Annotated in this window: 17 protein-coding genes; 5 read left to right on the top strand and 12 right to left on the bottom strand. The window is 66.8% G+C overall.

The window, feature by feature from the left end; genetic code table 11:
- Positions 1-8: 8 nt before the first annotated feature.
- From QM701_RS21220 to QM701_RS21170, 11 genes are all read right to left on the bottom strand, one after another.
- Positions 9-974, bottom strand: a complete 966-nt coding sequence (locus QM701_RS21220; protein WP_415168982.1) for a phosphoglycerate dehydrogenase — start codon at positions 972-974, stop codon at positions 9-11.
- A 75-nt stretch (positions 975-1,049) separates the two neighbouring features.
- On the bottom strand, positions 1,050-2,522 hold the full coding sequence (gnd, locus tag QM701_RS21215) for a decarboxylating NADP(+)-dependent phosphogluconate dehydrogenase (protein WP_415168981.1): 1,473 nt from the start codon (positions 2,520-2,522) through the stop codon (positions 1,050-1,052).
- A gap of 193 nt (positions 2,523-2,715) precedes the next feature.
- Positions 2,716-3,714, bottom strand: coding sequence for a TRAP transporter substrate-binding protein (locus tag QM701_RS21210; RefSeq protein ID WP_415168980.1), 999 nt, complete (start codon positions 3,712-3,714; stop codon positions 2,716-2,718).
- A 31-nt stretch (positions 3,715-3,745) separates the two neighbouring features.
- Entirely contained in the window at positions 3,746-5,023 is a 1,278-nt protein-coding gene (locus QM701_RS21205; protein WP_415168979.1) for a TRAP transporter large permease subunit, read from the bottom strand.
- Between the two features lie 16 nt (positions 5,024-5,039).
- Positions 5,040-5,588: a TRAP transporter small permease gene (locus QM701_RS21200; protein WP_415168978.1), complete on the bottom strand. Its 549-nt coding sequence runs from the start codon at positions 5,586-5,588 to the stop codon at positions 5,040-5,042.
- 173 nt (positions 5,589-5,761) lie between these two features.
- The gene (locus QM701_RS21195) at positions 5,762-6,775 is read right to left on the bottom strand and encodes a TRAP transporter substrate-binding protein (RefSeq protein WP_415168977.1); all 1,014 of its coding nucleotides are present in this window, start codon (positions 6,773-6,775) and stop codon (positions 5,762-5,764) included.
- 172 nt (positions 6,776-6,947) lie between these two features.
- Entirely contained in the window at positions 6,948-10,142 is a 3,195-nt protein-coding gene (locus QM701_RS21190) for a response regulator (RefSeq protein WP_415168976.1), read from the bottom strand.
- Positions 10,143-10,201: 59 nt separating this feature from the next.
- Positions 10,202-10,849 carry a response regulator transcription factor gene (locus tag QM701_RS21185; RefSeq protein ID WP_415168975.1) on the bottom strand — a complete coding sequence of 216 codons (648 nt, stop codon included), beginning with the start codon at positions 10,847-10,849 and terminating at the stop codon, positions 10,202-10,204.
- A 24-nt stretch (positions 10,850-10,873) separates the two neighbouring features.
- Positions 10,874-12,250 carry a DNA recombination protein RmuC gene (gene rmuC, locus QM701_RS21180; RefSeq protein ID WP_415168974.1) on the bottom strand — a complete coding sequence of 459 codons (1,377 nt, stop codon included), beginning with the start codon at positions 12,248-12,250 and terminating at the stop codon, positions 10,874-10,876.
- 7 nt (positions 12,251-12,257) lie between these two features.
- On the bottom strand, positions 12,258-15,641 hold the full coding sequence (locus QM701_RS21175; RefSeq protein WP_415168973.1) for a DUF748 domain-containing protein: 3,384 nt from the start codon (positions 15,639-15,641) through the stop codon (positions 12,258-12,260).
- A 37-nt stretch (positions 15,642-15,678) separates the two neighbouring features.
- A complete protein-coding gene (locus tag QM701_RS21170; RefSeq protein ID WP_415168972.1) occupies positions 15,679-16,089 on the bottom strand; it encodes a DUF423 domain-containing protein in 411 nt (136 codons plus the stop codon).
- Positions 16,090-16,448: 359 nt separating this feature from the next.
- Here QM701_RS21170 and QM701_RS21165 point away from each other — a divergent pair, with 359 nt between their 5' ends.
- Genes QM701_RS21165 through QM701_RS21150 form a run of 4 tightly spaced genes read left to right on the top strand, consistent with a single transcriptional unit; the run spans position 16,449 to position 20,120 of the window.
- Entirely contained in the window at positions 16,449-18,008 is a 1,560-nt protein-coding gene (locus QM701_RS21165; protein ID WP_415168971.1) for an acyl-CoA carboxylase subunit beta, read from the top strand.
- Positions 18,009-18,063: 55 nt separating this feature from the next.
- The gene (locus tag QM701_RS21160; RefSeq protein WP_415168156.1) at positions 18,064-18,474 is read left to right on the top strand and encodes an OadG family transporter subunit; all 411 of its coding nucleotides are present in this window, start codon (positions 18,064-18,066) and stop codon (positions 18,472-18,474) included.
- Positions 18,475-18,488: 14 nt separating this feature from the next.
- Positions 18,489-18,989: a biotin/lipoyl-containing protein gene (locus QM701_RS21155; protein ID WP_415168970.1), complete on the top strand. Its 501-nt coding sequence runs from the start codon at positions 18,489-18,491 to the stop codon at positions 18,987-18,989.
- A 3-nt stretch (positions 18,990-18,992) separates the two neighbouring features.
- Entirely contained in the window at positions 18,993-20,120 is a 1,128-nt protein-coding gene (locus QM701_RS21150) for a sodium ion-translocating decarboxylase subunit beta (protein ID WP_415168158.1), read from the top strand.
- Between the two features lie 88 nt (positions 20,121-20,208).
- Here the strand turns inward: QM701_RS21150 and QM701_RS21145 are convergent, their stop codons facing one another.
- Positions 20,209-20,403 carry a hypothetical protein gene (locus QM701_RS21145; protein WP_415168969.1) on the bottom strand — a complete coding sequence of 65 codons (195 nt, stop codon included), beginning with the start codon at positions 20,401-20,403 and terminating at the stop codon, positions 20,209-20,211.
- A 216-nt stretch (positions 20,404-20,619) separates the two neighbouring features.
- Here QM701_RS21145 and QM701_RS21140 point away from each other — a divergent pair, with 216 nt between their 5' ends.
- Positions 20,620-20,949 carry a hypothetical protein gene (locus QM701_RS21140; protein WP_415168968.1) on the top strand — a complete coding sequence of 110 codons (330 nt, stop codon included), beginning with the start codon at positions 20,620-20,622 and terminating at the stop codon, positions 20,947-20,949.
- Positions 20,950-20,990 lie beyond the last annotated feature (41 nt).

Here is a 20,990-nt window from a genome sequence, read left to right as displayed (position 1 = left end):
GGACGCGCTCAGAAGGCGTTCGCCTGGAGGTAGTCGCTGCCGCCGCCGAGGTATTCGACGAGGTTGGTCACCGCGCGCAGCGCCTGCCGCTCGACGCTCTCGAAGGTGCGGCTGCCGATGTGCGGCGTGACCAGGATCGAATCGATGCTCTGGAACGGATGGCCGGGCCGCATCGGCTCCTCGTCGACCACGTCCGTGCCGTAGCCGGCCAGCTGGCCGCTACGGCAGGCCTCCGCCACGTCGTCCTCGACCACCAGCCCGCCGCGCGCCGTGTTGATGAGGTAGGCGCCGCGCTTCATGGTGGCCAGCGTGCGCGCGTTGATCAGGCCGCGGTTGGCGTCGGTCAGGTTCATATGCAGCGTGACCACGTCGGCCAGCGGCAGCACGCCCTCGGCCGTCGCCACGCGCTCGACGCCGTATTCCGCCGCGAACGCCTCCGGCCAGTACACGTCGAATGCCACGCAGCGCATGCCGAACGCCCTGGCGCGCCGTACCACTTCCTGCCCGATGCGCCCCAGCCCGAGCACGCCGAGCGTCTTGCCCATCAGCTCGTGGCCGGTGTGCCGGACCCATTTGCCGCTCTTGACGGCGCTGGCATGCACCCAGAATTCCTTGGCCAGGCCGATCATCAGCCCGAACGCATGCTCGGCGACCGTGGTGTGGTTCACGCCCGGCGTGAACAGCACGGGAATGCGCTTGGCCGTGGCGTGCGCGACGTCGATCGAATCGAGGCCGATGCCGTACTTGGCGATCACCCGCAGCCGCGGCCCGGCGGCGTCGATCACCCGCGCGCTGATGCGGTCGTCGCCGTTGAGGAAGGCATCGAAGCCGCCGTGCTGCCCGATCAGCGCGACCATCTGGGCCTCGCTCAGCGGCCCGCGCGCACGCACGACGTCGAAACCGCTGCGTTCGAGCAGCGCGTGATGCGCGCCCGGCGTGTCCTGGAAGCTGGTGGTGGTCAGCAGCACTTTCATGGGTTCGCTCCGTTTCGGTTCGCCGCGCGGGGAAATCCGGCCGGCGGGGCGAACCGGCCGCCCCGCCGGGGCCTGCTAGACGTTATACGTGCCGGAGGCGGTGGTGCCGCCCTTGCCGGTCCAGTTGGTGTGGAAGAACTCGCCGCGCGGCCGGTCGATCCGTTCGTAGGTGTGCGCCCCGAAGTAGTCCCGCTGTGCCTGCAGCAGGTTCGCCGGCAGCACCGCGCTGCGGTACTGGTCGAAGAACGCCAGCGCCGTGCTGAATGCCGGCACCGGGATGCCTTTCAGCGCCGCCGTCGCCACCACTTCCCGCCACCCCGCCTGCGCCTTGTCGATCTCGCCCATGAAATAGTCGTCGAGCAGCAGGTTGGACAACTCCGCATTCCGGTCGAACGCGGCTTTGATCTGGCCCAGGAAGCGCGAGCGGATGATGCACCCGCCCCGCCACATCAGCGCGATCCCGCCGTAGTTGAGGTGCCAGCCGTATTCCTTGGCCGCCGCCCGCATCAGCATGTAGCCCTGCGCGTAGCTGACGATCTTGGAGGCGTACAGCGCGCTCTTGATGGCGGCGATGAAGGCCTGCTTCTTCACCGGGTCGGCGGCGATCTCGGTCAAGGCCGGCGCCGGGCCAGTAAGCTTGGCCGCGGCCTGCACGCGCTCTTCCTTCAACGCCGAGACGCAGCGCGCATAGACGGCTTCGGCCATCAGGGTGATCGGGATGCCGAGCTCCTGCGAGTTGATCACCGTCCATTTGCCGGTGCCTTTCTGGCCGGCGGTGTCGAGGATCTTGTCCACCAGCGGCTGGCCGTCTTCATCCTGCTTGGCCAGGATGTCGCGGGTGATTTCGATGAGGTAGCTGTCGAGCTCGCCGGCGTTCCAGTCCTTGAACACTGCATGCATCTCGCCGGCGCTCAGGCCGAGCCCGGTCTTCATGATGTTGTAGGCTTCGCAGATGAGCTGCATGTCGCCGTATTCGATGCCGTTGTGCACCATCTTGACGTAGTGCCCGGCACCCATCTCGCCGACCCATTCGCAGCACGGGACGTTGCCTTCGACCTTGGCCGAGACGGCCTGGAAGATGTCTTTGACGAACGGCCACGCCGCCGGCGAGCCGCCGGGCATGATGCTCGGGCCGTGGCGGGCGCCTTCCTCGCCACCGGACACGCCGGTGCCGATGTACAGCAGGCCCTTGCTTTCGACGTACTTCTGCCGGCGGTTGGTGTCGTCGAACAGCGAGTTGCCGCCGTCGATGATGATGTCGCCCGCTTCCAGGTGCGGAATGAGCTGCTCGATGAAGTCGTCAACCGGCTTACCGGCCTTGACCAGCATCATCACCCGCCGCGGCTTCTTGAGCTGGGCCACCATCTCGGCGATGGAGTGCGCGCCGAGCACCTTGGTCCCCTTGGCTTCGTTGGCCAGGAACTGGTCCACCTTGTCGGTCGAGCGGTTGTACGCGACCACCGTGAAGCCGTGATCGTCCATGTTCAGAATCAGGTTCTGCCCCATCACGGCCAGGCCGATCAGGGCTATGTCTGCTCGAGGGTCCATCGCATTCTCCATGAGTGATCCGGGGTTTTCGGACCCGCTATTCTAATCCGGGCCGCTGCCGCCGAAACCCCGCCGGAGCGAAGCAACCGGTGGCCTTTCGCGCCTTGCGGCGCGCCGCCGCCGGGAGCACGTCGCCGAGGTCCCGAAGACGCCGGCGGGCGGACTGCCGCCGCCCCGGCCGGCGCACGACTGCCTACTTCTTGCCCAGCGAGGCGTTGATCTTCTTGAGCCACGCATCGCCGTTCTTCTCGACGAACTGCTGCTCGATGACCGGCCGCATCTTCTCGCGGAACGGCTTCGGATCGACCTCGTTGACCGCGACGCCTTTCTGCTTCATCTCCTCAAGGAACTTGGCGGCGTTGTCGTTCGAGAACTTGCGCATCGCCACCGCGCCCGCATACGACGCCTTCAGCAGGATGTCCTGGTCCGCCTTCGGCAGCGCCTTGAACTTCTTCAGGTTCATCACCTGGATCAGCGGGCCGTACATGTGCTTGGTCAGGGACAGGTATTTCTGCACTTCATAGAACTTGCCCGAGTAGATCGGGGCGATCGGGTGTTCCTGGCCGTCGATCTCCCCGCTCTTGAGCTTGCCGTAGATTTCCCCGAATGGCAGCGGCGTGGGCTCGGTCCCCAGGTGCTTCCACAGCGTCACGTGCACTGGGTTGGCCGGCATCACGCGCATCTTGAGCCCGACCAGATCCTCCGGCTTGGTGATCGGGCGGACGTTGTTGGTCGTCGAGCGGATGCCGTTCTCCCAGAACGACAGCCCCTTCAGCCCGTGCGGTTCGAGCGTCGCCAGCATTTCCCGGCCGAACTTGCTGTCGAGCACCTTGTAGGCTTGCTCGACCGAATCGAACAGGTAGGGGATGTCGAACACGTTGAGCCGCCCTTCCATGGACGAGAACATGCCGGCGCCGCCCTGGAACACGTCCAGCTCCCCTTTCCTGACCATTTCGATCATCTGCGGCCCGGTGCCCAGCTGCTGGTCGGGGAACAGCTCGATCTGAATCCGCCCCTTGGACATGTCGCTCGCCACGCGCGCCATTTCCTTGGCGCCGACGCCCTGCGCGCTGTCGAGCGAGACCTCGAAGCCCAGGCGCAGCGTGGTCTTTTTCTCCTTCGCCGCGGCGTGCGCCGTGAAGCACGTCGCCAGCGCGAGCACGGACGCCAATCCTGCCAACATCGATTTCATGCGACCCTCCTTGAATGTTTGAGACTGCTGCTTAGAAAAACCACCGCAGGGGCACCAGCACCAGCGACGGGAAAAGGGTCAGCAGGGCCAGCACGACCAGTTCGGCGACCATGAAAGGGACGACGCCGACGATGACCTCGTCCATCTTGACCTTGGCCACGCCGCAGATGACGTTGAGCGTGGTCCCGACCGGCGGCGTGATCAGGCCGATGGCATTGTTCATCACGAAGATGACGCCGAAGTAGACCGGATCGATGCCGGCCTGCCTGATGACGGGAATCAGCACCGGCGTGAGGATCAGGATCGTCGGCGTCATGTCCATGGCCGTGCCGATGACGACGATCAGAATCATGATGACGACCATCAGCAGGATCTGATTGTCCATGAACGGTTCCAGCATCTCCGCCAGTTGGCCCGGCAGGTCGGCCACGGTGATCAGCCAGGCGGAAACCATCGCCGCGCCGGCCAGCAGCATGACCACCGCGGTGATCTTGCCGGCATTGAGCATCAGGCCGTAGAGATCGGAGAACTTGATTTCCTTGTAGACCACCATGCCGACGAAGAGCGCATAGACGGCGGCGACGACGGCGGCTTCGGTCGGCGTGAACACGCCCATCTTCAGGCCGACGATGATGATCAGCGGCATCATCAGCGCCCATACGCCGTCGACCAGCGCCTTCTTGACTTCGGCCAGGCTCGCGCGCGGACTCGCCTGCAAGTCGTCCTTGCGGATCACCCAGAGCCAGGCCAGCAGGATGCTGATGCCCATCATGACGCCCGGCACGATGCCGGCCATGAACAGCTTGGTGATCGACACCTGGGCGATGACGCCGTACATGATCAGGGCGATGCTCGGCGGCAGCACCGGCGCGATGATGCCGCCGGAGGCGATCAGGCCGGCCGAGCGCGGTATGCTGTAGCCGGCCTGGCGCATCATCGGGATGAGCAGCACGCCGATCGCCGCCGTGTCGGCGGCGGCCGATCCGGACAGGCTGGCCATGATCACCGAGGCCAGGACGGCGACGTAGCCGAGGCCGCCGCGAATGTGTCCGACCAGCGCCATGGCCAGATTGACGATGCGCCGCGACAGGCCGCCGGCGTTCATCAGTTCGCCGGCCAGCATGAAGAACGGCACCGCCATCAGCACGAAATTGTCGGCGCCGTCGATGGTGTTCTGGGCGATCAGCTGCGCGTCGAACATGTCCATGTGCAGCATCAGCGCCACGCCGCAGACCATCAGGGCAAAGGCGATCGGCATGCCCAGCGCCATGGCCCCGAGCAGCGAGGCCAGAAATACGGTAACTACCATGTCTGTTTCCCCTCGCTCAGTGTCCGGTGCGCGGGTCCGCGCCCTTGCCGTCGCCTTCGAGTTCTTCGGACTCGACGGTCTGGATCAATTCGGCGTCGCTGGCCTTGCCGGTCAGGACGCGCCAGGTGTTGCCAATGATGATGATGCCGATGCCGATGCTCATGAACAGGCCGGTGCCGTAGTGGAAGGCCATCGGGATGCCGGTCGCCGGCTTGAGCGTGCCCCAGCCGACCACCGTCTGGCGCCAGCTGCCGACCAGAAACAGGTAGCAGACCCAGAGCATCAGCGCGTTGCTGAGCAGGACGAAGAGGATCTTGCCGCCGCGCGGCAGGCGGGCGAGCAGTGAATCGACGCCAAGGTGGGCCCGCTCGCGCATGGCGATGACCGAGCCGACGAAAATCAGCCACAGGAAACAGAAGCGGGCCAGTTCTTCGGACACGGTGATGCCCGAATTGAATATGTAGCGGAGAACGACGTTGCCGAACACCATGATGACCATCAGGGTCATGGCCACGACGATGACCATGTCCATGGCATGGCTAATGAATTTGTCAAACGACTTCATGACTGCTCCGTGGAATGCGTGGATCAGACCTCTATCCCGCGCATCGCCGGACCTGCCGGCGAACGCGCACCCGCCGCATGGCCGGCCGGCTCAGGCGGCGCCCCCCGCTGCGGCGATAGCGACACGGAAAGCGGAGCGGCGCACGGCCGCCCCGCTGTCCGTTCAGCCAGGGATTACTTCAGGTTCTTGGTTTTTTCGAGTTCGGCGTAGAACGCCTTGACCAGTTCCGGATCAAGCTGCGCGGCGTACTTGTCGGTCACCGGCTTGACGGCATCGCGCATGCGCGCCAGCTCGGCCGGGGCGACCTCGTTCAGCTGCATGCCGTGCTCGGTCATCACCTTGCGCGACTTCTCGGTCATCGCCCGCGCGGCCTTGCGCTGCACGTCGCGCGCCTCGACGGCGGCCTCTTCGAAGATCTTCTTCTCGTCATTCGACAGCGAATCCCAGAACTTCTTGCCGACCATCAGCATCTGCGGGTTGTAGATGTGGCGCGTGGCGCTGAAGTACTTCTGCACTTCGTAGAACTTGCTCGCGTCGACCGTCGTTTCCGGGTTCTCCTGGCCGTCAACCGTCTTCGTCTCCATGGCCGAATACAGTTCGGGGAACGGCATCGGCACGGCGTTGGCGCCCAGCGTGTTGAGCATGTCGACGTACAGCGGGTTGAGGATGGTACGGATCTTCAGGCCCTTGATGTCCTCGAGCTTGTTGATCGGGCGCTTGCTGTTGCTGATGCTGCGATAGCCCTGCTCCATGAAGCCCAGGCCCACCCAGCCCTTGGCCGGCATGTAGTCCATCAGCTTCTTGCCGAACGGACCGTCGAGCACGGCGTCGGCCTGCACGGTGTTGGCGAACGAGAACGGAAAGTCGAGCACGACGAATTCCTTGATCGTGCCGACCAGCTGCGCCGGCGACATCATCGAGATTTCCACCGTGCCGCCCTGCATCGCCGCGGCCACCTGCTGCTCGCCGCCGAGCGTGCCGTTCGGGAAGACCTTGATCTTGATCTTGCCGCCGCTCTTCTTGTCGACGACCTCGACCAGCTTCTGCGCGCCCAGCCCCTGCGGGTGGTCGATCGCGTTCACGATCGGGAACTTGACGTTGCGTTCCTTGATGTCGGCGGCGGACGCCGGCGCGGCGGCGAACAGCACGGCAACGGCCAGGGCCACGGGGGACAGTATCTTTTTCACGGTTGCTCCTCCTCTTTGATCGAATAATGATTCCACCGGATTCGGCGTGCGCGGAAGACTGACACATCACCTGGCGAGGGGCAAAAAAACGGGGGAGTAAAACTACTCAGGCCGGTGAAAAAGCGATTCGATTCACTCTGGAGAGGCCGGAGAAAAGCAAAAAAAACCGTGGTTAAAAACGATTCTTCTCCGTGCCCTCCGTGATTGTCCGCCTCTCCACCGCGTCGCCCAGCCGCTGCAGCAGCGCGGCCAGTTCGCAGATGAAGCCGGCCATGTCGGCATCCGTTTCCGAGCCTTCGCGAAAGCGCTGCTGCAGTTCGACGCAGCGCTGCTGCAGGGCGTTGGCGCCCAGCATGCCGAGGACGGACTTGGCGGAATGGATGGTTTCGGCCATGGTGCGGCGATCGCCCTCGCGCAATGCGTTTTCGAGCGTGGGGAGCATGCCCGAGCGCTCGCCCGCGACGCGGCGGACCAGTTGCGCGTAAAGGTCCCGGCGGCCGAGCAGGCGGGAAATCGCCGTTTCGGCGTCGATGCCCGGAATGCTGGCGACCCGGGCCAGCAGTTCGTCCTCTCCCGCGCCGCCGCCGTTTTTGCCGTCTCCTCCCGGCGCGGCGGCCGGCGATTCGGGCGCCGGCGCGGCGTTCCGGCGGCAATAGCGGGCCAGCGCGGCGAACAGGCGCTCGGGCTGGATGGGCTTGGCGACGTAGGCGTCCATGCCCGCCGCCAGGCAGCGTTCGAGGTCGCCGGCCAGGGCGTTGGCGGTCAGCGCCACGATCGGCAGCTGCGCGAAGCGGGGATTCTTCCTGATCTGCGCGGTGGCTTCGAAACCGTCCATGTTCGGCGTGTGGATGTCCATCAGCACCAGGTCGAAGGCGCGGGTTTCGAGCATCCGCACGCCCTGCGCGCCGTCGCCGGCGACGGTGACCTGCGCGCCGACCATCTCCAGCAGCCCCTGCACGACTTCCTGGTTGATCGGATTGTCCTCGACCAGCAGGATGGAATGGCCGTGCAGGCTCCATCCGGCTGCCATGGCGGCCGGCTCGTCCCCGTGCCGCGGGCGGCCGGACCGTTCGAACGGGGCGGCGAACGCGCCGCCGTCGTCCGCGACGGCGCCGAGCGGCAGGGCGAGTTCCAGCCAGAACACGCTGCCCTGCCCCGGACGCGAGCCGACGCCGACCGTGCCGTCCATCAATTCGGCGAGATTCCGGCTGATCGCCAGGCCCAGCCCGGAGCCTTCGAACTGCCGGGACATCGAGCTGTCGAGCTGCTGGAAGGGGAGGAACAGCAGCGGCAGCTTGTCCTCGGCGATGCCGATGCCGGTGTCCTCGACCTCGCAGCGCAGCCGGACCCGTTCACCGTCGCGCCCGCGCTCGACCGCCCGCAGGACGATCTCGCCGCGCTCGGTGAATTTCACGGCGTTGTTGGCGAAGTTGATCAGCACCTGACTGATGCGCTTGGCATCGCCGACCAGACGGCGCGGCAACGCCGGGGCGATGTCGGTGCGCAGCGCCAGCCCCTTCGCGCCGGCCTGCCCGGAAACCTGAGAGACGACGTGGTCCAGCAGCGCTTCGAGCCGGAACTCGACGGCGGCGATGGCCAGCTTGCCCGCCTCGATCTTGGACAGGTCGAGGATGTCGTTGACGATGCCCAGCAGGTGCTCGCCGGACGAGCGGATGCGCCCGAGGTAGTGCCCGACGCGCGCGTCGGCGTTGGCGTGGACCGCCAGGTGGCTCATGCCGATGATGGCGTTGAGCGGGGTGCGGATCTCGTGGCTCATGTTGGCCAGGAAGTCGGCCTTGGCGCGGCTGGCCGTCTCGGCCATGTCGCGCGCTGCGGCCAGCTGCTCGGTGCGCTCGGCGACCTTGTTCTCCAGCGTCTGGGTCAGTTCCTCGAGATCGCGCTGGGTGCGGATCAGCTCGGAGATGTCGAGCGCCACGGCGCCCACGGCGACGATGGCGCCATCCTTTTCCTCCCGCACCGGGAAGCGCACGGTGTTGTAGATTTTTTCCCGGCCGTCAACCTCGCGCGTGGCGTAGTTGCGCAGGCTCGGCCGGCCGGTGCGCACCACCGCGTCGTGTTCCGCTTCGAGGTCCCGCGCTTCCGGCGGCGAGAACAGTTCGGCATCGGTTTTCCCGAGCACGTGGCCGGGCGGGAAATGAAAGCTGGCTTCGAACACCGGGTTGGCCATCAGGTAGCGGCCGTCGACGCTCTTCATGCTCATCCCCGCCGGCAGGTGGTCGCGGAACGCGGCCATCTGCTGCTCGCTGCGCGCCAGCGAGCGGCGCGAGCGCCAGTCGAGGAAAGTCAGCGCGACGATCAGGAGCGTACCCAGGGCGATCAGCGAGATCAGCGCGTGGCGCGCGAAATGGAGCGACCGGAAGGCCTCGCCCATGTCTTCTTCGACGATCAGGCCGAGCGCCGCGTCCTGCAGCCAGCGCCCGGCGCCGACCACCCGGCGCCCGCGATAGTCAGCGTAGCCTTCCATCAGCCCGGTCTCAAGCGAGTCGAATTCGAGCAGGCGCGCGACCACCCGCGTCAGCGGCTCCGTGCTCACCAGCGCGGGGTCGGCCAGTCCAGTGCCTTCCCGCCTCGGCATGACCCTGGCCTGGAGTTGGAAGAGGCTCCAGCCCGGCTCGGCCCCCTCGGGCGCGACCAGATTCCTTTCGAAACGGATCGGCGAGAGGATGTGCCCCTCCTGGTCGACGACGTAGGCCTCGCCGGTCATCCCCGGCCGGCCGTCGCGCAGCAAGCGGTACAGGCGCAGCAGCGGATTCTCGTGCAGGCAGAGGAAGCCCAGGCGGCGCCCGTCCCGGTCGACCGGCGCGCACGCGAACTGATAGGCGTAGGCCGACGGGTTTTCCACCATCAGCGTGACGAACGGGCGCGACGCGGAGATTGGGGGTGTCACCGCGCCGCCCAGCAGCAGCTCGGCGCGCAGCAGCGTTTCGCGCGTGGTCGGCAGCGGCAGTTGGCCGATGTAGGGCCGCGTGCCGGCCGTGACCACCCGCTTGCCGTCCGCCGAAATCAGCGAGTAGTCGTCGAAGCCGCGGCTTTGGTACAGCGGCGTGATCCAGGCCTGGAAGGCATCGTGGATCGAGGCGTCGTCCGGATTAGCGAGTAGCCGCCCGACCAGTTCCTTGTGGCGCGGCTCGTCGGCGATCTTGCGCGCCCGCGCGACCGAGTCCTGCTGCATCAGCGCGATGCCGCGCGCCATGCTTTCCAGGTTGCTGATCAGGTGGTCGGCGATGCTGCGCCGGTATTCCTTCTCGATGGCGCGCAGCACCGCCGTCCCCGCGGCGATGAGCACGATCACCGCCAGGCAGGCGAGCAGGATGCGGGGGCGGAAATCCCAGTGCGACAGTTTCACGGCACGGCCCGCCACCGGGGCCGCCGCATGCCGGACGGTTCAGGCATCGGCGCGCCCTCTCAGAGGAAGAGCCGGACCAGTTCGGCCACGGAATCGACGTGCAGCTTTTCCATCAGCCGGGCCCGGTGGTTTTCCACGGTGCGCACGCTGATGTCGAGCTCCTGCGCGATCCGGGGGCTGGACTTGCCCGCCGCGACGAGTTCGGCGATCAGCCGCTCCTTGCCGGTCAGCAGGGCCAGCCGGGCCTCGCGCGTGATCCGCGCCAGGTGTTCGGCATGCAGCTGCCGGCTGCGCTCCAGCGCGTTGCGCACCTTGGCGATCAGCAGGGCGCCGTCAACCGGCTTTTCGAGGAAATCGAACGCGCCCTTCTTGATCGCCTCCACCGCCTGCGGCACGTCGGCGTAGCCAGAAACCAGGATGATCGGCAGGTGGCTGCCCGTGTCGAGCAGGCGCTGCTGCACGTCGAGCCCGCCGATCTCCGGCATCCGCAGGTCGCAGACCAGGCATTCGCAGGGACCCGGACGGTAGCCGGCGAGAAACTCGCGCGCCGAGCTGAAGGTGCGGATCTCCGCGCCGATGCCCTGCAGCAGTTCCCGGAACATCCACAGCGCGATGTCATCGTCGTCGATGACATGGACGACGGCCCCGAACGGCGGCATCGCCACGCCTTGCCTGCCGGGCTGCGGATCGTCGCCGTGCGGGTTCATCGGCATGCCTCCGGGCCGGCGCGTTCAGGCCTCGTCGCCGGCTGCATCGAGCGACTCCAGCGCGCCGAGCCGGGCCTGCGCCTCGGCCGGCGGCAGCGCCTCGACGCCCTTGAGCCGGCGCTCGATCTGCCGGGTGCGCACGCCGGCGGACTCGATGCTCCTGGTCGCCAGTTCCAGCTTCTTGCGCGTCGATTCGAGCGCGTCGCCGAACTTGCCGAACTCGGTCTTCACCGCGCCGAGCACGGCCCACACCTCGGACGAACGCTTCTCGATGGCCAGCGTGCGGAAGCCCATCTGCAGGCTGTTGAGCAGCGCCGCCAGCGTCGTCGGCCCGGCCAGGCTGATCCGGCAGTCGCGCTGCAGCGCCTCGGCCAGCCCCGGACGGCGCAGTGCCTCGGCGTACAGGCCTTCGGTCGGCAGGTAAAGGATGGCGAAATCGGTGGTGTGCGGCGGCTCGACGTACTTGTCGCGGATCTTGCGCGCCTCGTCGCGCAGCCGCATTTCCAGCGCCTTGGCCGCGCCCTCCACGGCAACCGGATCGGCGCGCTCCTGCGCGTCGACCAGCCGCTGGTAGTCCTCCACCGGGAACTTGGCGTCGATCGGCAGCCAGACCGGCTGCTCGTGCGCCGCGCCGCCCTGCCCCGGCAGGCGGATGGCGAACTCGACGCGCTCGCCGCTGCCCGGGCGCGTGACCACGTTGGCGCCGTACTGCTCGGCGGTCAGCACCTGCTCCAGCAGCGCGGCGAGCTGCACTTCGCCCCAGGTGCCACGCGTCTTGACGTTGGTCAGCACCTTCTTGAGGTCGCCGACGCCGGCGGCCAGCGTCTGCATCTCGCCGAGCCCCTTGTGCACCAGTTCCAGGCGCTCGCTGACCAGCCGGAAGGAATCGCCCAGCCGCTGTTCGAGCGTGGCGTGCAGCTTCTCGTCGACGGTGCGGCGCATTTCCTCCAGCTTACCGGCGTTGTCGGCCTGGATGGCGGACAGGCGCGCCTCGACCGACTGGCGCAATTGCTCGAAACGCTGCTCGTTGCTCTGGGTCAGGCGCGCCAGCTGCTGCGCGAAGGCTTCGAGCTGCTGGCCCTGCAGCGCGGACAACTGCCCGACCTGGCCCGCCAGCGCCTTGGCCAGCCGGTCCAGCGCCTGCGCGTGTTCCTCGCGGTCGCCGCGCGCCGAGCCGGCGGCCTCCTGGCGGCCGCGCGCCATTTCCTCGCGCAGTTCGCGCTCGGTCCGCTCCAGGCCGCGTTCCAGGCTGTTTTCCAGGGCACGGAAACCGGGCTCCAGCGCCGCGGCATGGCCCGCCCAACGCCGCAGCAGGATGATTTGCAGCAGCAGCACCGCGACGCCGACCGCCAATGCGCCGTACAGCAGATAGTCCCCCAACGTGCCTCCCGTTTCCGTCATGCCAGCGTCACTTCAGCGAAAAGTCGGCGCGGCGGCCCGATTTCTTCTCGCCGTCCGTCGCCGCCCCGGCCGCGCCGACCTTGCTCGGCACCAGGAAGATCCGCTCGGCCGGCACCTCGTGCGCCACCAGCCAGTCGCGGACCGAGCGGGCGCGCCGGTCGCCGAGGTCCTTCAGGTCGTCCTCGTCGACCGCCGAGTTGGCCAGGATGAGCTTTTCCATCTCCTCCACCGGCAGGCTCTTCACCAGGCCGATCATGTTGCGCGGCTTCGGGAAGTTCTCGGCCTTGTAAACCCGTTCCAGCAGGCCGGCATATTCCTTGTCCGAAACCTCCACCGCCTCGGCGGCACCGCTCTCCACGTTGCGTTTGGTCATCTCCTCGCGCTTCAGCGCGCGGACCTTGCGGTCGATGCGCGCGCGCTTCAGGCCTTCGACGTCCTGCTCCGGATCGGCCCGGCCTTCGATCTCGAACTTGAGCGCGGGCCGGTCGATCAGCGCCTTGGCCAGGTTCTCCAGGCGCTTGACGGCGTCCGGCGTGAGCGCGGCGCGGCCCGCGTCGAACTCGACGTACGAAAGCTCCTCGCCGCCGCCGAACATCGAGCCGATCAGCGCGAACGGCGAGGTGACGGCCTTGGCGAGCAGATTGACGATCACCTTGACGATCAAGCCGCCGACGCTGAACTGCGGGTCGTTGAGCGAACCCGAGATCGGCAGGTTGATGTCGATCTCGCCGTTGCGGTTCTTGAGCAGCGAGACGGCCAGGCGCACCGGCAGCTTGGTCGCGTCGGGGCTGTCCACCGCGTCGCCGAAGGTCAGCTGGTCCAGGAAGACGCGGTTCTCGGCCTCCAGCAGATCGTTTTCTATCTTGTACTTGACGAAGACGGACAGCTTGCCCTTCTCGATGGCGTAGCCGGCGTACTTCCCGGAATACGCCGACAGCGAGGTCAGCTCGACGCCCTTCACGTCAGCCTGCAGGTCCAGCGAGGGCTTGGCCGCCAGGGGATTGACCCGGGCCGTGAGGTTGAGCGGCGCCACGTTGTCGTAGCTGCCGCGCAGCTCCACGTCCGCCTGGGTGCCCGCCTCGGACGACAGGCCGGTGACGCTGCCGCCGATCTCGCGCAGGTTGGCCGTGTAGTTGGGCTTAATGAAGTTGTCGGTGAAGCGGACGTTGCCACCCTGCAGCGTGATCTTGCCGATCTTGACCGGCAGCGCCGGCGCGCGCTCCGCGCTGGCCACCGGCGCGCTCGCCTTGCCGCCGGACGATGCCACGCCGGATGCGGCGGGCGCCTTGGCCGCCGCGTCGGGCACCACCGCCTGCGCGCCGTCCGTCCCGTCCTTGCGCACGATCTGCAGCAGATTGAGCTTGCCTTCCGGATTGACGATGACGCGCGCGAAGAAATCGGACAGCGCCACTTCGCCGATCGACACCGCCTCGGGCCCGAGGCGCACATCGACCTTGCCGAGATGCAGCGACTTCCAGCGCAGGAAATCGGCCGAATTGAGCTTGTCAACCGCCTGGAAGTCGCCGACCGTCGCCTGTCCCGCGAAGCCGCCCGAGACGCCGCCTGTCTGGCCGGACTGGCGCAGCTGCACGTTGCCGCCGACGGTCACCTGGCCGCGCGTGATATCGACGTTGAGCCTTTCGGAAAAGTAGGGCTGCAACGGCAGCAGTTCGACGGTCTTGGCGTTGACGTTCACCTCGGCGTCGAGCGGCGAGTGCTTGAATTTGCCGTCGAGCGCGATCTCGCCCTTGCGGTTGAGCCTGAACGCCGCCTTCAGCGCCGCCGCCTGCCCCGGCTCGTTCGACAGATCGGACAGCTCGAACTTCAGCCCTTCGACGGTCTGCACGGCCTTGGGCTTGACCGCTTCGTCCTCCAGACGGATGTCCACGTCCTCGCCGACGTACTTCGCCAGTTCCACCGTCCAGCGCGTCGCCGCGTCCGCGGCGGTTTCCTGGTGCGCCGCCTCCGCCAGCCGCTGGGCCGGCGGCTTGATCCACTCGATCTCGCCCCCGGCGGTGCGCCGGATCAGCGAGCGCGACCCCTTGAGCCGGACTTCGCCGATCCGTATCCGGTGCTTGGCCAGATCGAGCGTGCCTTGGGTGACGGCGAAGCGGTCCACCTGCAGCCACTCCTCGCCGTCGATCTTCCACGCGGCCTCGAAATCCGCCGCCTTCCCGCCGCTGCCGAGGTTCCGCAGACGCGCCTCGATGGCGCCGATCGTGGCCCGGAAGGCCCTGGGATGGGATTCGTCGAGCCAGTTCAGCACGCCGCCGGTCACCGCGGCCTCGCCGAGCGACCACTCGATCGGCGAGGCCGGAGAGGAGCCGGCGGGCTTGCCGGCCGCCGCGTTCTTCGGCAGCACTTCCAGCCAGTTGAACGTGCCGTCGCGGCCGGCCCGGGCGCCGATCACCGGCGCTGCGAGCGCCACCTTGTCGACCACGAAGCGGCCCGCCAGCAGATCCGCCGAACCGACGGCCACGTCGAGCCGCTTGAACGCCAGCAGGTCCGGCCCCGCCGCCTCGGCCACGCGCAGGTCCTTGACCGCCAACGTGCCCGACACCACCAGCTTGGGCGTTTCCCCCGGCGCCTGGTGGAAGGTGATGGCCAGGTCCGTGTCCAGCGCCCCGGACGCCAGCTTCACCGGCAGCTTCACCGGCACATAATCGAAGTACTTCGGCAACTGCACGTCATCGAGCGCCAGCTGGAATTCGCTCTCCCGCGATTCGGCGAACGGCTTGGCCTTGCCCTTGAGCTCGACGGGCGCGCCGTCGATGTTCGCCGAGAAGCTCGGCTCGACGAAGATATCCGTGGCATACGCCATGCTGGAGACGAAAGGCAGGGTCAGCGCGATGTCGCCGACGACGTGCTTTTCGCCGACCACGCGGTCGTCGAGTTCGAGCGTCCCCCCGGAAATCTGGATGTTGTTCAGCGAAAAGGCCGGCGTCGGCCCCTCCTCCTTCGGCTTGGCCATGAACTCGTCAACCAGGTCCGAAAAGTTGTAGCGGCCCTCCGGCAGGCGCACGACGTGGAACCTCGGATTGGTCAGCCGGATTTCCTTGATCACCGGCCCCCAGCGGAACAGCGAACTGGCCTGCAGGTTGAGGTACAGGCCGTCGAAGCCGGCGAAGGTCGCATCGCCCTCGCGCTCCTTGATCTCCAGCCCTTCCACCGTGAGCGACAGCGCGTACGGATTGATGCCGATGCTGCGGATGGCCACCGGCCGGTGCAGCGCCTCGCTCAACTGATTGACCGCGACGTGCCTGACGAGGGGAGGAAAGGCAAAAAAGCCCAGTACCCCGAACAGCACGAAAGCCGCGACGATCCACAGCCCGTACCGGCGGGTTTTGGGCGATCGGAGCGCCCGTTGAATTTCCGCTTTGTCGACTTTCATGGCACCCAGCCGCAGTCACACAGGGATGCCGAATTTATCACGATCGGGCATCCTCATCGACCTTGCCGCGCCCGTGGCAGGCCAGGCAGAGCCACCCCGCCAGCAGGCCGGCGCCGCCGACCGGGGCGAGCATGGCCAGGCTCTTGAACCCAGTCAGCGCGAAGGCATACAACGAACCGCAGAACACGACGGTGCCCGCGGCGAGCAGCCAGAAACTCGCCCGCGCCGCCGGCCGCGCCAGCGCGATGCACGCCAGCACCGCCGCATGCACCAGATGGTAAAGCGAGGCGGTATGCCAGGTTTCGGCCGTCGCCAACGCCGTCAAGGTTGGTTTCAGGGCATGCGCCCCGAACGCGCCGAGGGCGACCGCGGCGAAGCCGCAGACTCCGGCGACCGCCCGCATCGCCCTGCCGGCAGGCGCGGCGCGCCGTTCGCCGGAGTCCGTCACGGCCCCCGCCTCCGTCGTTCACGCACAATCGATGCCGCCGCCATTTCTTCCATCGTTTCCACCTCCGGGCCAGCACCTCCGCAAGTGCACGCCGAAAACGCGGAGGCATCTCTTCCTATCGTCATCGTGTTGCGAAAACACGGGTTCTTGCAGCGAACAGACAACATCTTGAGCATAAATCACTTACATCCGGGTCGCGGTTGAATTAGAATGGCAGACTTTGATTTGCCGCGTGGACAACGGGCGGCGCGCATGGCCCCACCCGTTTCGGCAATCCTAGTTTTTTTGTTCGGGTTTTTGCAACTTCATATCGCTGAACGATATCGCGCGCGGGAACCTGATTTTTACTGGGAGTAAAGATGACGACAGAAGGGAAGACAGAGAGAAGCCTGGAGGTATTGCGTGAGCTGCGTTCGCGCGCGGTACTGGGTGGAGGGCAGAAGCGGATTGACCAGCAGCACGAGCGCGGGAAGCTGACGGCGCGGGAGCGGCTGGGGCTGCTGCTGGACGACGGGTCGTTCCAGGAGTTCGGGGCGTTGGCGACGCACGAATTCAGCACCTTCGGGCTGGACAAGCAGCGCTTCCCGGGGGACGGCGTGGTCACCGGGTTCGGCAAGATCAACGGCCGGCGGGTGGCGGTGTTCTCGCAGGACTTCACGGTGATGGGCGGCTCGTTCTCGCACGTGCAGTCGCAGAAGATCTGCCGCATCCAGGACATGGCGCTCGAAGCCGGCATCCCGGTGATCGGCCTTGGCGACTCGGGCGGCGCGCGCATCCAGGAAGGCGTACGGAGCCTCGCCGCCTACGGCGAAGTGTTCGTGCGCAACGTGCTCGCCTCCGGCGTGGTGCCGCAGATCTCCCTGATCCTCGGCCCCTGCGCGGGCGGTGCCGTGTACTCCCCGGCGCTCACCGACTTCATCATCATGGCTGGACAGGGCTACATGTTCCTCACCGGCCCCGAAGTGATCAAGGCGGTGACCGGCGAACAGGTCACCGTCGAAGAACTCGGCGGCGCCGAAGTGCACACCGGCAAGAGCGGCGTCGCCCACCTCGACGCCGACACCGAGGAAGACGGCATCGCGCTGGTCAAGGCGCTGCTCGCCTACCTGCCGCAGAACAACAACGAAGAACCGCCGCAGCTCATCTCCGAAGACCCGGTCGGGCGCATGGACGAGACGCTCAACGGCCTGATCCCGGACGGCGACAACACCCCGTACGACATCCGCGACGCGATCAACGCCATCTTCGACGTCGAAAGCTTCCTCGAAATCCAGCCCAACTACGCCGCCAACGCCGTCATCGGCTTCGCGCGCATGGACGGCTACTCGGTCGGCATCGTCGCCAACCAGCCCTGCTACATGTCCGGCGCGCTCAACATCGACGCCTCCGACAAGATCGCCCGCTTCATTAGGCTGTGCGACGCCTTCAACGTGCCCATCGTCACCTTCATCGACTGCCCGGGCTTTTTGCCCGGCACCGGCCAGGAATACGGCGGGGTCATCCGGCACGGCGCCAAGATCATCTACGCCTACTGCGAAGCCACCGTGCCGAAGGTCTCCCTCGTCACGCGGAAAGCCATGGGCGGCGCCTACGTCGCCATGAGCTCGCGGCAGATGCGCACCGACGTCACCTTCGCCTGGCCGACCGGCCAGATCGCCGTGATGGGCGCCGAAGGCGCGGTGAACATCCTGTTCCGCGACGAGATCAAGAAAGCGGCGGACCCCAAGGCGCGCGAACAGGAACTGCTCGCCGAATACCGCGAACGCTTCTTCAACCCCTACCGGGCGGCCGACGTCGGCCAGATCGACGAAGTCATCGAACCGCGCGAAACGCGGCCGCGGCTCGCGCGTGCGCTGGAAATCCTGCGCACCAAGGTGCAGCAGAACCCGTCCAAGAAACACGGCCTGTCGCCGGTCTGAGTAGAAAGGGACCGGACATGATTGATCAACCCAAAACGACAGAGACGAGGTTGCCATGGAACACCTAGGATGGGGCTTGGAAATGACGGTGCTCGGCATGGGGCTGGTGTTTGCCCTGCTGGCCCTGCTCTGGCTGCTGCTGACGATCGTCTTGAAGCTGGACAAGGAAGACGAGCCGGAAGAAGAGATCAGCCCGCAGGAAGCCACGGTCGAAGCCGAACGCATCGCCGCGATCGCCGACGACGCCGTGGGGGCGCAGACGCCCGAACGGCCGACGGTGAACGGTATGCCGGCCGACCTGGTGGCGGCGATCCTGGTGGCCACCCACACCCACCGCAAGAGCATGCGGCGCCAGGCGGCGCCGCTGGTGCGCACCGTCTGGCCGGGGAGCCAGATCTTCGCCAGCCGCTGGCTGGCCACGGGCCGTGCGCGGCAAACCAACAACTGGCAGCCAAGAGGAAGATAATGCGACGCTATACCTTGAACATCAGTGACCGTGAATTCGTCGTCAACGTGCAGGAAATCGACGCCGACAACTTCGAAGTCGTGGTCGGGGACGACACCTACCAGGTCAGCCTGACCGGCGACGAAAGCCTCAACGGCGCCGTCATCGCGCCGGGGCTGACGCCCAATGCCGCGCCGGCGGCGGCGCCGCGCAAGGCTGCCGCGCCGCGGCCGGCGGCCGCCCCGGCGGCGGCCAGCGCCCCGGCAGCGGCGTCCGCCGCCCCGGCCCCGGCCCGCAAGCCGGCGGGCGGCGGCGGCAAGGGCACCCAGACCGCGCCGATGCCCGGCGTGATCCTCGAAGTCAACGTCAAGGCCGGCGACGTGGTCACCCGCGGCCAGCAGGTGGCCATTCTCGACGCGATGAAGATGCACAACATGATCGGCGCCGCGCAGGCCGGCACCATTGCCGACGTCTATGTGGCCGCCGGACAGTCCGTGGACCATGGCACGCCGCTCCTCAAGTTCAAGGAGGAGTGAGCCATGATCGATCAAGAAACGATCGGCCTGTTGATGAAGGGGATCAACGGCGTCACCTGGCAGTCGGTGGTGATGATCCTGGTTTCCTTCGTGCTGTTCTACCTCGCCATCGTCAAGGACTACGAGCCGCTCCTGCTGCTGCCGATCGGCGCCGGCTGCCTGTTGGCCAACCTGCCGCTGTCGCCGCTGATGGACGAGCACGGGATGCTCAAGATCCTGTACGAAGTGGGGGTCGAGAACGAGCTGTACCCGCTGCTCATCTTCGTCGGCATCGGCGCCTTGACCGACTTCGGGCCGCTCCTGGAGAACCCCAAGTTCGTGCTGCTCGGCGCGGCGGGGCAGTTCGGCATCTTCATGACGCTGATCCTGGCGCTCCTGCTCGGCTTCACGCAGAACGAAGCGGCCTCGATCGGGATCATCGGCGCGATCGACGGGCCGACCTCGATCTACGTGTCGGGGATTCTCGCCCCGCACATGCTCGGGCCCATCACGGTGGCGGCGTACAGCTACATGTCGCTGGTGCCGATCATCATGCCGCCGGTGATCTTCGCGCTGACGTCCAAGGAAGAACGGGCGATCCGCATGCCGTACAGCTCGCGCAAGATCAGCCAGCGCACGCGCATCATGTTCCCGATCATCGTCACGGTGATGGTCGGCACGCTGGTGCCGTTCGCCACGCCCTTGATCGGCATGCTGATGCTGGGCAACCTGATGAAGGAATCCGGCGCGGTCGAACGGCTGACCAAGGCCTCCTCGAACGAGATCGCCAACATGGTGACGCTGTTCCTGGGGCTGGCGATCGGCTCGACGATGGTCGGCACGGACTTCCTGAAGACCCAGACGCTGTTCATCCTGATCCTCGGCCTCCTGGCCTTCGGGGTGGACTGCGCGGCCGGGGTGCTGTTCGCCAAGGCGCTCAACGTGGTCACCGGCGGCAAGGTGAATCCGATCATCGGGGCGGCCGGCATCAGCGCCTTCCCGATGGCCGCCCGCGTCTGCCAGCGCGTCGCCCAGCAGGAAAACTTCGATAACTTCCTGCTCATGCACGCCATGGGCGCCAACGCCGCCGGACAAGTCGCCTCCGTCGTCGCCGGCGGCGTCGTCCTCGCCCTCATGGGCGCCGGGGGCTAAACCTACCCCTTGGCAGGCTTCAACGCCTCGCCGGCGCTGCCCAAAAGTCCCCGCTTTGCGGGGACTTTTTTTTGCCTGCCCGCCCCGGTTATCGCCCGTGCGTCAGCGCGGCGAGGAAACAGAAGCAGCCGAAAACCATGGCCGCGATTCCCGCCTGCAGCAGCGTTCCCGTCTGGAAGCCGCCGATCCAGTAGGCGCCCGCCAGGCGCGCCACCACGCTGGCGAGGCAGAGCGCCACCCCAGCCAGACCGCCGACCCAACCGAGCTTGCGCAATGCGTCCATGCACGTTCTCCCTTTGTCCGTTGCCCGTTCGACGCCGGCATCACGTCGTCCATGCAATCTAGTGGAAAGTCCCGCCGCTTGCATCCGGTTTTTGCCGACGCCGCTGCAACCCGGCGCGCCGCCTTGCCCTCCGCCCGGGCCTGGGGCGACAATCGCTCCGCCGGCCGTCATGGCGCGAAGCAAAAAGCACGGTTCCCACGAGAAAGCATCCGCAAAATGATTACCCGACTGAAGGAAACCGAAACCGGCGATCTGACTCCGCAGGACGTCGAGCGCTACCTGGCCGCCACGGGCAAGGTGAATGTTCTCTATCGCTCCCGCGCCATCCTGGAAATAGGCGTGAGTGACGCCACGGCAGGCGAGGCGGGCTACCGGGTCGTCTTCAAGGATTACGAGCCGCTGGGATGCTGCGACGACTGGTCGCCGGTCGGCCGCCAGTTCTTCGCGCTTTCCCGGCAGGATGAGGCGATCGCCTGTTTCATCCATCGCCTGCGCCACGATCCGGCGGAATGCTGGCCGCCTCCCGCGGACCCGCAACACCCTTAGACGGAAATGGTTTTGCGGGCGGGTTCGGTTATGATTCCCAG

The organism is Propionivibrio sp. (assembly GCF_047602565.1).
In the GTDB taxonomy this organism is placed as follows: Bacteria; Pseudomonadota; Gammaproteobacteria; order Burkholderiales; family Rhodocyclaceae; genus Propionivibrio.
This window is presented reverse-complemented; position numbering and strand designations above follow the sequence as displayed.

Coding starts and splice junctions, on each gene's coding strand:
- QM701_RS21145 (WP_415168969.1), bottom strand. CDS start 20,403: ATGGACGCATTGCGCAAGCTCGGTTGGGTCGGCGGTCTGGCTGGGGTG.
- QM701_RS21185 (WP_415168975.1), bottom strand. CDS start 10,849: ATGAACCCGCACGGCGACGATCCGCAGCCCGGCAGGCAAGGCGTGGCG.
- QM701_RS21160 (WP_415168156.1), top strand. CDS start 18,064: ATGGAACACCTAGGATGGGGCTTGGAAATGACGGTGCTCGGCATGGGG.
- gnd (WP_415168981.1), bottom strand. CDS start 2,522: ATGGACCCTCGAGCAGACATAGCCCTGATCGGCCTGGCCGTGATGGGG.
- QM701_RS21205 (WP_415168979.1), bottom strand. CDS start 5,023: ATGGTAGTTACCGTATTTCTGGCCTCGCTGCTCGGGGCCATGGCGCTG.
- QM701_RS21210 (WP_415168980.1), bottom strand. CDS start 3,714: ATGAAATCGATGTTGGCAGGATTGGCGTCCGTGCTCGCGCTGGCGACG.
- QM701_RS21150 (WP_415168158.1), top strand. CDS start 18,993: ATGATCGATCAAGAAACGATCGGCCTGTTGATGAAGGGGATCAACGGC.
- QM701_RS21140 (WP_415168968.1), top strand. CDS start 20,620: ATGATTACCCGACTGAAGGAAACCGAAACCGGCGATCTGACTCCGCAG.
- rmuC (WP_415168974.1), bottom strand. CDS start 12,250: ATGACGGAAACGGGAGGCACGTTGGGGGACTATCTGCTGTACGGCGCA.
- QM701_RS21200 (WP_415168978.1), bottom strand. CDS start 5,588: ATGAAGTCGTTTGACAAATTCATTAGCCATGCCATGGACATGGTCATC.
- QM701_RS21220 (WP_415168982.1), bottom strand. CDS start 974: ATGAAAGTGCTGCTGACCACCACCAGCTTCCAGGACACGCCGGGCGCG.
- QM701_RS21175 (WP_415168973.1), bottom strand. CDS start 15,641: ATGAAAGTCGACAAAGCGGAAATTCAACGGGCGCTCCGATCGCCCAAA.
- QM701_RS21165 (WP_415168971.1), top strand. CDS start 16,449: ATGACGACAGAAGGGAAGACAGAGAGAAGCCTGGAGGTATTGCGTGAG.